General features: G+C 41.0%; 10 protein-coding genes. 4 read left to right on the forward strand and 6 right to left on the reverse strand.

Going from position 1 to position 13,122, the window contains the following annotated elements:
* Window positions 1-7 precede the first annotated feature (7 nt).
* Complete coding sequence (locus LEP1GSC185_RS15470; RefSeq protein ID WP_008589557.1) at window positions 8-1,357, reverse strand: PAS domain S-box protein; 1,350 nt, start codon at window positions 1,355-1,357, stop codon at window positions 8-10.
* A 186-nt stretch (window positions 1,358-1,543) separates the two neighbouring features.
* Here LEP1GSC185_RS15470 and LEP1GSC185_RS15475 point away from each other — a divergent pair, with 186 nt between their 5' ends.
* Window positions 1,544-1,975 (forward strand): Hsp20/alpha crystallin family protein, encoded by a 432-nt coding sequence (locus LEP1GSC185_RS15475; protein ID WP_008590787.1) that lies wholly within the window; start codon window positions 1,544-1,546, stop codon window positions 1,973-1,975.
* Window positions 1,976-2,059: 84 nt separating this feature from the next.
* A complete protein-coding gene (locus LEP1GSC185_RS15480) occupies window positions 2,060-2,617 on the forward strand; it encodes an HdeD family acid-resistance protein (protein WP_008589887.1) in 558 nt (185 codons plus the stop codon).
* Between the two features lie 59 nt (window positions 2,618-2,676).
* Here the strand turns inward: LEP1GSC185_RS15480 and LEP1GSC185_RS15485 are convergent, their stop codons facing one another.
* From LEP1GSC185_RS15485 to LEP1GSC185_RS15500, 4 genes are all read right to left on the reverse strand, one after another.
* A complete protein-coding gene (locus LEP1GSC185_RS15485) occupies window positions 2,677-3,120 on the reverse strand; it encodes a DoxX family protein (RefSeq protein WP_008591416.1) in 444 nt (147 codons plus the stop codon).
* Between the two features lie 82 nt (window positions 3,121-3,202).
* Window positions 3,203-4,075, reverse strand: coding sequence for an AraC family transcriptional regulator (locus LEP1GSC185_RS15490; RefSeq protein ID WP_008590387.1), 873 nt, complete (start codon window positions 4,073-4,075; stop codon window positions 3,203-3,205).
* Window positions 4,076-4,130: 55 nt separating this feature from the next.
* A complete protein-coding gene (locus tag LEP1GSC185_RS15495; RefSeq protein ID WP_008591425.1) occupies window positions 4,131-4,793 on the reverse strand; it encodes an NAD-dependent epimerase/dehydratase family protein in 663 nt (220 codons plus the stop codon).
* Window positions 4,790-5,968 (reverse strand): MBL fold metallo-hydrolase, encoded by a 1,179-nt coding sequence (locus LEP1GSC185_RS15500; protein ID WP_008590603.1) that lies wholly within the window; start codon window positions 5,966-5,968, stop codon window positions 4,790-4,792. Before LEP1GSC185_RS15500 ends, LEP1GSC185_RS15495 begins: the two co-directional genes overlap by 4 nt.
* Before the next feature lie 151 nt (window positions 5,969-6,119).
* On the opposite strand from LEP1GSC185_RS15500, the gene LEP1GSC185_RS15505 reads away from it, so the two are divergent.
* A complete protein-coding gene (locus LEP1GSC185_RS15505; protein ID WP_008591148.1) occupies window positions 6,120-6,656 on the forward strand; it encodes a TetR/AcrR family transcriptional regulator in 537 nt (178 codons plus the stop codon).
* 134 nt (window positions 6,657-6,790) lie between these two features.
* Window positions 6,791-9,265, forward strand: coding sequence for a SpoIIE family protein phosphatase (locus LEP1GSC185_RS15510; RefSeq protein ID WP_008589711.1), 2,475 nt, complete (start codon window positions 6,791-6,793; stop codon window positions 9,263-9,265).
* A 7-nt stretch (window positions 9,266-9,272) separates the two neighbouring features.
* On the opposite strand, the gene LEP1GSC185_RS15515 is transcribed toward LEP1GSC185_RS15510, so the two are convergent.
* Window positions 9,273-12,788 carry a nitrate reductase gene (locus LEP1GSC185_RS15515; RefSeq protein ID WP_010515747.1) on the reverse strand — a complete coding sequence of 1,172 codons (3,516 nt, stop codon included), beginning with the start codon at window positions 12,786-12,788 and terminating at the stop codon, window positions 9,273-9,275.
* Between the last annotated feature and the right edge of the window lie 334 nt (window positions 12,789-13,122).

The raw sequence follows: 13,122 nt of genomic DNA on the forward strand, positions 1-13,122 counted from the left end.
ATTATTTCTAATTTTTTGCGGCTTTAAAGCTGATCGTTACGATCGCGCCCCCCTCGGGATGATTCTCTATCTTTACTTCCGACCCGTAAAGATAAAATTTCAGGCGTTCTGAGATGTTTGCGATACTTCTAGAATGGATATTGGAATCCTTTAATCCACTTCCGTTATCCCGAATTGTTACCAAAGTTTTACCGTCTTGTATCGAGGCCTTGACGCTTATCTTTCCTTTCCCTTTTTTATTTCTTAAACCGTGTATATACGAATTTTCCACCAAAGGCTGAAGGGTCAAAGGTGGAATTAGGCATTGCCTAAAATTTCCCAACTTTTCTGACTCGACCTCCAAAAAGTCGGAAAATCTAAGTCTCAAAAGCTGCAGATAATTCTCCATAAATTCCCATTCTATATCGAATGGCACTAGCTGCTGGTTTGCCTGGTCCATTAAGAATCTATAATTATCTGCAAGCATTAATATTGCCGAGTCTGCAAGCCCGGGATTTGTCTGCAAATAGGAATGAATGATACTCAATGTATTAAAAAGGAAGTGAGGACTCATCCTATCCTGAAGGATCTTCAGATTGTTCTCTGCATGCCTAGCCTTATCTTCCGTTTCTTTTCTTTCTGTGATATCGTTTCGGATCGCTAAGTATTGGTAAGGTTTTCCGTTACCGTCTAAAATGGGCGAAATTGTAGTATCGACCCAATAATACCTTCCGTCCTTAGCCTTGTTCTTAATTTCTCCCTTCCAGATCTTTCCCTTGGAAATGGTTCTCCATAAATCCGTAAAAAATTCCTTAGGATGATAACCTGAATTGACTACCCGGTGAGTATGACCCAATAATTCATCTCTGGAATAACCGCTGATATCGCAAAAGTTTTGGTTCACATAGATGATCGTTCCGGCTTTGTCGGTAATCGCTACAATAGAAACCGCGTTAAGTGCAGTTTGAAAATCGGAAAGTTCTTTTAAGGAGCTCGTTAATTCCCTTTCGATCTCCTTGGTCCTCGTGATATCCACTCCCACGAACCAATTCGTAGAGCCAAAAAGCGGGAACTCCGACGAAATATTTGAAAGAGAAACTAGTTTGGATTTTCCTTCCTTTGAGATTAGATCCAATTCCCAATTCTTAAAATCCGAATTCAAAAATCCCGGATCGAATCCGGAAGATTCCCCTTCTCCTCTGCCTGGTATCAAATTTCGAAAGGAAAAATTGCGATCGTTCAAGATCTCTATAAAAGAATATCCTAAAACCCTTTCGCATTCATGGTTCCACGAAACAGGCCGAAGATCCTCGTCCAAGGAAAAGAAGAGGATAGGCATATTATCCAGAACGTCTTTCAGCCTTCTCTCGTTCCCCATAAACCTTTAAACCGCAATATTTTCAAGTAAGTCATCGTTAGATTACATACTCTGAGTTCCGCTGCAATCAAAATTATGCGGGATACCCTGCAGGTTTGCGTTTTCCTCTTGGATCGCGCCGTTTTCCACTTCGGTGGTTGACTGGTCTGAAAAAATGGTCTAAAACCATTCGCAGGAGTATTCGCAATGAATAGCATCACAAAACCAACTGATCATTTAGTGAATTTTTCCAGTTTGGACCATTTCGTCCAATCCTGGAACGAGTTACTAAACAGAAGTTCCTTCCACCATGTCCCTGCGGTAAATGTGGTGAAGACCAAAGACGGGTTCGAATTGGATTTCGCTGCTCCCGGATTAGAAAAAGGGGACTTTAAGATCGATTTAGAAGGCGACCAGCTTACCGTAAGCGCGGAAAAGAAATCCGAATCAAAACAGGAGGATAAATCTTATAGCAAAAGGGAATACAATTATTCATCTTTTAGCAGAACATTTACTCTCCCTGATAACGTAATCAAGGATCAAATTAGCGCTAAATACGATAACGGTGTTTTGAAACTCACAATTCCAAGAAAGGAATTAGAGGCACCGAAAAAATCCGTTAAGATAGGAGTAAACTGAGAACTCACTTTATCTGAGCTAAATACCGGCGGATCTGTTTCAAATTCGCCGATTTTTTATCGAATACACGTAAGTAGACATTTCATGACAAGCATAACAATACAAGAATCCAAACATTGGTGGCTCCAAATATTAGTCGGAATCCTTTGGATCGCAACTGGTATCATAACCGTATTATTTCCAGGACAAAGTTTTTTAGTTCTAGCTCTCGCTTTTTCCGTCATCTTAGCGGCTACAGGAGCAAGCCATATCATATTTTCTTTATACAACAGAAGACATACCGAGATATTCATCTGGAATTTGGTGGTAGGGGTACTAGACATCTTGATCGGTTCCCTTTTATTCATTCATCCGGAGATCACTGCGGTAACACTTCCATTCGTATTCGGATTTTTATTGATATTTCGATCGGTTTCCTTAATTTCCTTTTCCATCGAGATTCGCAGGTTAAGGAACTCTCATTGGGGATATGTTCTAGTATTAGGGATTTCTACCTTACTTTTTGCGATATTCGTATTATTCTTTCCTTTGATCGGGATATTTACGATCGTTTTCTGGACGGGTGTCGGATTCTTAGTATCCGGTTTAGGGAATTTATATTTAGGATGGAAAGAATTCAAGATAGAAAGATCTAGATCATAGATTTTTAATATGTTCGGTTTCCGAGAGAATTTCAGGAAACCGAACAGACTTTCTTAAACCTATTTCAATTTTTCGGACAAAATGCCGTCTAACGAAAAGGCTCCCCCTCCGGAGAAAGCCAATATAAACGCAAGTCCCATTGCCAAAACATGGTATTCATACCCTTCTCCCGCTTGGTTCCCGAACCAGTTCATAAAAAATCCGTTCTGTCTTTGGAATATAGCTGCTCCTAACATGGTAACACCTATCCCGAAAGCGGATAATTTAGTGCAAAAGCCTAAAATCAAACCTAAGGCTCCGAAAGATTCAGCAAGGATCACTAGAACACCTATTAGACTAGGAATCCCCTGGGAAGAAAAGAAGCCTAAAGTAGAATTCCAGCCGTAACCCCCGAACCAACCGAATAGTTTCTGAGCTCCGTGAGGGATCATCACAATTCCCAAAACCAATCTACCTACTGTAAAAATAAAATTCGGCTCAGTTGCGAAAAACTTTTCCAACATTAAAATCTCCTAATATGGATCGTAGGATCCATAAAGAAGAATAAGGGATATTGGAAGAAAGTAAATGGACGAAAGATATATTTTATTGTGCTTTTCGTCCAGACTTCCTAAACTGTTCAGGAGTGACACCTGCAAGTTTTTTAAAATACCTGCTGAAATAAGCGTTATCTAAAAAACCCAATTCAAAACAGATTTGAGTGATATTCAGATCCGAATGCATTAATAATCTTTTACACTCCAATAAAACCCTGTCATGGATAACGGACTTAGCCGATTTCCCCAAGATATTTTGGCAAATTCGATTTAAAGTATTCGGGGCTATACCCAATCTCCTGGAATAAAAAGAAGTCCCCCTCTCTTTTAGAAAATGTTTTTCCAATAAACTCTGGAATTCGCAAACAGGACGATTTTTTTTTATAAATAATTCGGAGGAAGTATCGTATTCCTTTTTGATCTGCAACAAGATCAATTGACTGAGTAAAAATAGGACTTTAGGCTCGGAACCTTCTTCAAACTCAGTCACTAATCTAGAAAAATCCGACTTTAACTTTCTAGGATCTATTAAGACGATCTTAGAAAGACTTGGTTCGTAGCCAAAGAATGGAAAACTCCTTAGTTCAGAGTTTCTTTCATTCTGTTCCAAATGAAATTCAGGACTGATCTTTAATGCAAATCCTTTCGGTTTTTTATCGAATTTCCAAGAATGCACCTGTCCTGGTTTTAAAAAGAAGATCGAATTTTTTTCTATTTCAAAATTTTGGAAATCGATCTTATGAGTTCCTTTTCCTTCCGAAAAATAGAAAACGGCAAAATAAGAATGTCTGTGGGAACTATCATATTCTGAAAAACTAGGCGGTAGGTCTTCCAACCTTCCCGCATAGAATATTTTATCTCTGGAATTTTCCGAAATTTCGGACAAATGGATCAAGGGGACTTTGCCGGCCGACTTGGACATCCATTTGAAGTCCGAATAGTTTCAGAAAAATTTCAAGTAAAAACCGGGATCAATTTTAGGATTTGGACAATTCCAGGATATCCTCCACTTCCACAGTATTCTTATTATAACCGTTCTCGCTAGCACGGATCATGGCAACTGCAAGTTGTTTCAAAGTAGAAACACGTTTAGGGAACATCGTTCTTAAAATCGGAAAACTCCAGCCGATATACTTGTAAGCAGACAAAGTATTTTTTGCTCCCGGTGTTGGATGCATATAACCTGGACGGAAATTATATACTTTTGCAAAAGGGAGTTTTAATAGATCATTCTCCGTTTTTCCTTTTACTCTTGCCCACATCGTTCTTCCTTTTTCTGTGCTATCCGTTCCTGCTCCCGAAATATAAGAAAAACTCATACCGGGATTAAGTGATACTAAGGTGTTTGCCACATGCAAAGTTATCGTATGGGTAAGTTTAAAGAACTCTTCTTCCTTTAAACCAATAGAAGATACTCCTGAACAGAAAAAGCATGCATTATACCCTTTCAGCTTGTCCTTGATCGAAGATATATCCGAAAAATCGGGATGTAAGACTTCTTCAACTTTAGGATGATTTATGCCGTACGATTTTCTGTTGAGCAGAAGTATCTTTTCCACATTAGGATCTTCTAAACATTCCAAGAGAACCCCTTCACCGACCATTCCGGTCGAACCTGTGATGATCACTCTTAATTTCATTTCATTACCTCGCTGCTTGCAGTTTCTTCTTCGAGTTGACTAGATAAAATAGGATCCTCTTTAGAGGTTTTGTAAGGTAGTTTCGGCCACCATGCAATATAATCTTTTTGCAAACCAGGTTCCGAACTTTCTCCCGGTCTAGGGGTAATGACCGTAACTCCAAGTTCTTTAGATTTTTCTAAAACTCTTTCGATTGGTTCGGTCCAACCATGCGAAGCAAGAGCAAATAATCCCCAATGTATCGGAAGTAGGACTTTTCCTTTCAGTTGTGTATGAGCGATCACAGCTTGTTCCGGGCCGATATGCCAGTCTGGCCAAGCCTGATTGTATTGCCCTGTTTCTATCATAGTAAGATCGAAGGGGCCGTATTTTTCTCCGATCTCCTTCATTTTAGGAAACAAACCCGTGTCCCCCGAAAAATAAACCCTATGTTTTGGCCCAAGCAACGCATAACTGGACCAAAGTTTTTCGTCTTTATCCAAAAGATATCTACCGGAGGCATGTCGTGCAGGAGTGCTTACTATCTCAATATCCTTGATCTTCTTAGTTTCCCACCAATCCAATTCCACGATCTTTTCGGCCGAAACTCCCCAATAGGAAAGATTCGCTCCCAAACCGAGAGGGACCACAAACAATATGTTTCTATCTTTGAGTTCCGAAATAGTCCCTAAATCCATATGATCATAATGATCATGAGAAATTAAAACGATATCAATCTCGGGAAGATCTTTCAAAGGGATCAACGGAGGATACCATCTTTTTGGACCAATCCAAGAGGAAGGAGAAGTTCTTTCCGACCAAACCGGGTCCGTCAGTATCCTAACTCCATCCAATTCTATTAAGGAAGAGGAATGTCCAAACCAAGTTATCCTTAAGCCGGACTCAGGTAATTTAGAAAATCTTGATTTTTCCACAAAGACCACCGGAACAGGATCTTTAGGGTTTACGTCCACGCTTTGTCGCAACATAGTTCCCAATGCCATCCAGAAATCGTTGATCAAAGGTTGAGGATTTACGAATTGTCCTTCTTTCCATTGTGGCGACGCTTGTATCCTGACTAATCTTTCTCCGTCCGCCTTTTTACCCATCGCTTGACAGGTATAAAAAAATGTGGCTCCCAAGATTAACACTAAAAACGGGAAGAACCATTTTCGAGAACTATGTACATTCTTCATTTTATATTATTTCCTCATTCAGAATGGATCTCCCGAAGATCCGGGTGCATATCATTCTTACATATTGACAATTTTAATCTAACTTGTCAATTTTCAGACCTGGGAACGCGGATAAAGTTGACATTTTTTTATGAATTTGTCAAATAATCTTATGACCCGAAAGGTATCACACGCAGACGAGGAAAGAAAAAAGGAAATTTTAGACGCTGCCTTATATTGTTTTCTTCAATTCGGGTATTCCAAAACTTCCATGGATGATATAGCCAAGCAGGCCAATTTGTCCCGACCTCTTCTCTATTTGAAATTTAAGAATAAAGAGGATCTATATGAAGGTATTTTCGATTACACATTGGAAGGAAGTTACGAAGAAGCGGAAAAGGTTTTAAATCAAAATATTTCTCCGAAACAAAAACTGTTCCGAATATGCGAACTGATACTGATAGAACCCTGGGCTAAAATTGAAGGAAAACCAAAGACATCTGAGTTTTATGAAACTTGTTCTAAATTATCTCCTAAAAGCACCGAAAGATACGAACGTCAAATCATCAAATTCGCGGAACGAATATTAGGGGACAAAGAAATTTCAAAAGTGTTTTTCCTGGCTTTGGAAGGACTTTCTGCGGACCTTCCCAAAACGAAAGTATTACGCAAAAGAGTGGAATTACTCTGCGAAAGATTTGTACGTTAGAGATATTTTAGGTTTTCAATAATTTTCCGACCGTCCCGGGTCGAAAATTACGATCATGCTACGTCTTAGGATTTAGCTCTTGCCAATAAATCGGGGTATTATACCCTGCAGCAGACTTTTTGCCAGAATTCATAATGACCAAACTGAATTTTATCATTCCATCCAATTTACACAGATTTGTCTCACAAAAACTTCTTATATTCTGCCTAGTTTTCTCCCTTGGCAATTGTGAGAGAGCTTCCTGGATTGCGGAAGATTCCATTCTTTCCTTGAACGGAGAATGGGAATTTATTTCCGACAATAATACGAATCCCGATTTCAAAAAAGGAACAAAGATCACTGTTCCATTCGATTTTAGTTCCGATGATGTTTACCAAAACTTCGACGGATGCCTTTCCATACGTCACGCGTTACCGGAGAAGATCCGTACATGGATGAATGGGCAAGCCTCGGTTGCAATCGACTCAGGTCATAGTTCGGACTTCGCGGAATTTTATCTGAATGAAACTTCTAAGTTAGGTTTGATCGGAAAAACGGGAAGAAGGGATCCATATCTTTCCGGACAAGACGGCAGGATCGTATCCGTACTTCCTGCCGCAGCATTTCGCCCGGGCGGAGAAAATTATATCTACGCAAAGATCTGTAAGATCCCGGGAAAACCTTTCCATTGGAGCGGACCTAAAGTTTCCTTAGGTCTATCCGAATCCATTTTTAAAAAATTCGGCTTAGAGCTAAGTGTAGCATTCCTTCTCGCAGCAGTGTATATCAGCGTCGGACTTTATCATCTTCTTTTGGCAGTCAGAAGACCGAGCGATATATTCAATTTATATTTCGGATTATTTGCCATCTTCTTCTCTATATTCCATCTTACCAACAACTCAACTGCAGAAATACTTTTCGGCTCCCATAGGCAATTGCAGTCCAAGGTAGACCAATTCTCATTGATGATGTTCATCGGAAGCCTCCTATTATTCATTGCGAGGTTTTTCCAAGGAAAACATCCGAAATTCGCAATATATTCCGCAGCTCTGTACGGGATAGTGGGCTTTTTGGATATATTCGTAAATCAGTATATTCGAGATTTATTACTTACGATCGCGGCTGGTCTTACCGTGGTTTTTGTTCTTCCCTATATCTCATTCATCACGGGAAGATCCGCTTGGAAAGGAAATTCGGACGCGAGATTACTTTTAGGCGGAGTGGCATTGATCGCTCTCGGAGGCATACATGATTACGCCGTAACCAACAGGCTAATCAATTCGGCCCTCATTATGCCCTTTACTTTCCTGGCGTTTATCTTAGGGATCGCATTCATATTGGCGAATCGTTTCGTTCGAGTTCATAACGAAGTGGAAGAGTTAAACGCAAGTCTTGAGGAAAAGGTCAGACAAAGAACGAATGACCTTCAAAAAAGCCTAACCGAGATCAAGGAGCTCAAACACCAGCAGGACGGAGACTATTTCCTAACTTCCCAGTTGATGCAACCGTTGGCAGGAAACTATGGACACAGCGATATCGTAAGAGCCGAAATACTTTGTCGCCAAAAGAAAAGATTTCAGTTCAGAAATTGGCAGGGAGAATTGGGCGGGGATTTATGCGCTGTATATTCCCTAAAATTAAAGGGAAGACCAGTATTAGTTTTCTTTAATGGAGACGCAATGGGTAAATCCATGCAAGGAGCGGGTGGCGCGCTTATCATGGGGACCATTTTTAAGACCATAGTTACCAGGACCCAAAACACCTTGGAAATGCAGGATCTTTTCCCGGAACATTGGCTGAGAAGATGTTACCACGAACTGAAAAGTGTATTCGTCTCTTTCGATGGAAGAATGTTGATTTCAATGGTAGTCGGGATCGTAGACGAAGAATCCGGTTTGATGTATTTTGTGAATGCGGAACATCCTCAAGTGGTGATGTACCGGGATGGAAGAGCGGACTTCTTATCCGAAAACGGAATGTTGAGAAAAGTAGGAGTAGAAGACCCAGAAGAAGTTTTCGTAGTCCAAACCCTCCAGCTCAAACCTAACGATGTCATCCTAATAGGTTCCGACGGAAGAGACGACGTTCAATTAGGGATCAACGAAGACGGAAACCAGATCATCAACGAGGATGAAAGAGCATTCTTAAGAGATGTAGAGGAAGCAAAGGCCGAACTATTACAAATAGAAGCGCTAATCCATGAGAGAGGAGATATCATAGACGACTTGAGCCTTGTAAGAATTTCTTATAAGGAAGAAATGACATCTGTCGCGGATATTTTGGACGATCCTTTCCATAACCAACAAATTCCGGATGCGATCTCCGAAAAGGCGAATCGCAGAAAAGCCCTCAGAAACGCGATAGAAGAGAAAGATTATATTTACGTCGGATCGGAAGGCCAGAAATATCTGGAAAAATATCCGGACGACAGCGCAGTCTATCTCTGGGTTTCTTACGCTCTTGCGAGACTTGGAAATTACGATAAGGCGATCGATTTCGGAGAAGTTCTTTTAATGCGAGATCCTACACATTCCAAGAACCTGGAACATCTAAGTAAACTACATTATAAAAATGGAAACAAAGTAAGAGCGGAGGCCTTATTAGCCGCATCTAAATCCAAATTGGACTGAGGATCCTTTAAGCTTCTTTCAACATACCTTTCAGGATTGTGGTAACTTCCAATCGGCAGCTTCCACATCCTGTTCCTGCTCCGGTCCTTCTGCCAATAGCCTCGAGGGTCTTTTCTCCATCCCGGATTGCCTCTCTAATATTGCCTTCTCCCACTCCATTACAGGAACAGACTACCTTTCCTTGGAGTGGTTTCATCATCTCTCCGTCGTTCAGTAGATGTTTCCTTCGATCTCCCAATTCTATTCCGGAAGAAACCCAATCTTTCATCCTACTAAATGAAGACTTGTCTCCGATGAGTATTGCAGCGACCAATCTGTCATTTCGGATAATACATTTTTTATAAAAACGTTTTTTACGATCTAAGAATATGATCTCTTCGAATTCTTCCCGTTTATCCTTTGGGATCTCCATCGGAACATCCGGAAGACGAATGGTTGCCAATTCCAAGCCTGGGATCTTTAAGATATGTGCGTGCAAGGAACCGATATATTCGTTCAATGCGTAGCCGAATAAATGTTGAGCCGCGATCTTTGCTTGGTCGTCCACGGCGGAAATATTTCCATAAGTCCCGGTTTTATGCTCCGCAATCTCGCCGATGCAATAAACATCCGGATCGCTTGATCTTAAAAATGAATCCACTACTACTCCGTTATTACAATCCAATCCGCCCTTTACCGCAATCTCGAAATTCGGCTTGGTACCGATCGCAAATATAATTCCGTCCGGTTCTATAAAATTCCCATTTGTGAGTTGGACTTTAGAAACTCTTTCCGTTCCTTCTATTTTAGAGATCTCGCATTCATATATTATTTCAATTCCCCTAGCTTGAATTTCTTCCTTTAAGATATCGGCTCCGATCGAATCCAATTTCTGGGACATCAAACGATCGGACCTAACTAGGACAGTTACTTGTACACCCACACCTTTCAAAGCGGCGGCAAGTTCTAAGCCCAAAAGCCCACCTCCTACGACCAATGCATGGGACTTCGGGACAAAAAATCCTTTGATCCGATCCGCGTCAGCCTTACTTCTTAAACTAAATACTCCTTGCATTTCGGACGGGATCTTATTAGGCCAGACCGGCGAACTACCCATTGCAAGGACTAGTTTATTATAAGAATATAATGTTCCTTCCGTATCACGGACTTTCTTCCCTTCCGTATAGATCATCTGAACCGATTTATTCGGAAATAGGTCCAAATTCCAGGACTTGACTTCTTCCGGATCGGCAGGCATCAAATCGTCAAATTCCTTTTCCCCTCCGATATAATCAGGAAGCAACACACGATTGTAGAACGGATCCTCCTCCCTACACATTACGGTGATATCGTCTCCGGGAGCAAGGTTACGATATTGTTTTAAGAATGCATAAGCAGCAGTACCACCGCCTACAATGAGTATTTTCTCTTTAGGTTTTTTATAAGGAGTGATACGGACCGCTGAAATTTTAAAACCAGGCTGTTTTGAATACGGATCGGAAGCGGAACTCGTAAGATTATTGGATCTGAAGATGTCGGTTCCGTTCTTTCTTCCCCAATGCATCGGTAAAAACACGACGCCTCGTTTGATCGATTCGGTCAGAAGCGCTTTTGCACGAACAGATCCTCTCTTACTCGAAATGGTTACCACCATTCCGTCTTTAATATCGTATTTATAAGCATCGTCCGGATGAATCTCTAAAAACGGTTCTGGCCTATGTTCTCTTAATTTTTTAACCTTACCGGTACGAGTCATCGTATGCCATTGGTCCCTAATCCTGCCCGTGGTAAGCACCAAAGGAAAATCCTCGTCCGGTTTCTCCGAATCGTCCTCAGATCTGACGGAGTGGATCATTGCCCTTTCGTTCTTTCTATAAAATTTTCCATCTACGAATAATCTTATATTATCGGAATGTCCTTTTCGAGGATAAGGCCATCTTACTGTCCTATGTTTACGAATTTCTTCATAATCTAAACCTAATATATCGATCTTAGTCCCTTCGGTTAACCTGCAATGCTCCAGAAAGATCTCTTCTTCGTCCGAATATTGAAAAGAAGGACCGAATCCCATTCGTTTTGCAAAATCTTGAATGATCCAAGAATCGGCTTTGGCCTCTCCAGGAGGTTCTAAAATTTTAGGAAGGACCGAAATACTCCTGTCGGAGCTTGTCATTGTACCTTTCTTCTCCGCCCATCCCGCAGCAGGCAAAACAAGATCCGCAAATGGAATCACACTTGAGTCCGCAGAAATATCCTGAACAACAACAAACTCAGCCAAACGAAGACCCGATTCCGCTGCCCTCACATCAGGAAGACTTACTGCAGGATTTGTGCAAATGATCCAAATAGCTTTCATTCTTCCGGAAGCAAGCTTCTCAAAAATTTCAGTCGCACTATAACCTGGAGTTCCCGAGATTGAATCTACTCCCCAAAATTTTGCGACTTCCTTTCTATGTTCCGGATTTTCCATATCTCTATGAGCGGGGAGAAGATTACATAGACCGCCGACTTCTCTCCCTCCCATTGCATTGGATTGTCCCGTTAATGAAAATGGACCAGAGCCAGGTTTACCGATATGTCCGGTGAGTAGGGAGAGATTGATCAAAGCTAAATTTTTATTTACTCCGACCACACTTTGGTTCAGTCCCATTGCCCATAGACTGATAAAACCTTTCGCTTTCGAAATATACTCGGCGGTCTTATAAATGAGTTCAGGCGAAACTCCGCAGATCTCCGCAGCTTTCGAAATAGAAATATCAAAAACTTTCGCTTTTAAATCCTCAAAACCCTCGGTGTGATCCTGGATAAACTTAGGGTCTATCCAATCCTTCTCTATTAGAATTCTCGCAATTGCGTGAAACAAATAAATATCAGTACCAGGATCTATCTGCAAATGGATATCCGCATGTTCGCAGGATTCAGTTCTTCGAGGATCTACTACGATCAATTTAATATTAGGATTTTCTTTCTTTCTGGCTTCGATTCTTCTGAATACGATCGGATGACACCAGGCTGGATTTGCACCAGCTACTAAAAAACAATCCGCAACATCAAGATCCTCATAACCGACCGGAACGGCATCTTCTCCAAATGCCATCTTATATCCAGTAACGGCCGAACTCATACAAAGCCTGGAGTTAGTATCTATATTATTTGTTCCTAAAAATCCCTTAGTTAATTTATTTATAATATAATATTCTTCCGTTAAAAGTTGTCCCGAAACATAAAAGCCCACCGAGTCAGGGCCGAAATCGCGGATAAAACTTTTGAATTTTTCCGCAGCTAAGTCGAGAGCCTTATCCCAACTCGTTCTTTTCAAAGGAGCAAAACGATCCGTCCTCATCATCGGGAACAAAAGTCTGTCCGACCTGTCCATAACGGAATAATGCAAATTCATCCCCTTCGAACACAGGATCCCTCTGTTTGTAGGATGATCCGGATCCCCGCTAACGGAAATATCCAGGGGTCCGGTTTTCTCCACTTTTAGGCCGCAGCCCACCCCGCAGTAAGGACAAGTGGTCTGAAAAGTTTCAGCGGTTTGCATATCTATATTCATGCAATTATCACGCCAAATGCCTGATTATTTGGAAAACGAAGCGAATCTAGGCTTATGGAATCAGTTTTCAAGGAGAGATAATTACCTCATCCTCAGTTCCGAGGCAGTTTGTGTAGAATTTCTGCAATGTAGTATCTTCTACAAAACTGTTAAGACCAAGAACTCTTGGACCTTTCAGCCAAGAAGCGAGGAATATACACTGGAATAAGGATTCAGACTGATTAGAAACGAATTGCCTTTCTTTTTTAGATCTGGCATTTATCCTGCATATAAAGAAATGGTATCTGTTGGATACTAACGAGTCCCAAGGCTCGAACCCTAA

This window comes from Leptospira licerasiae serovar Varillal str. VAR 010, assembly GCF_000244755.1.
Classification (GTDB): domain Bacteria; phylum Spirochaetota; class Leptospiria; order Leptospirales; family Leptospiraceae; genus Leptospira_B; species Leptospira_B licerasiae.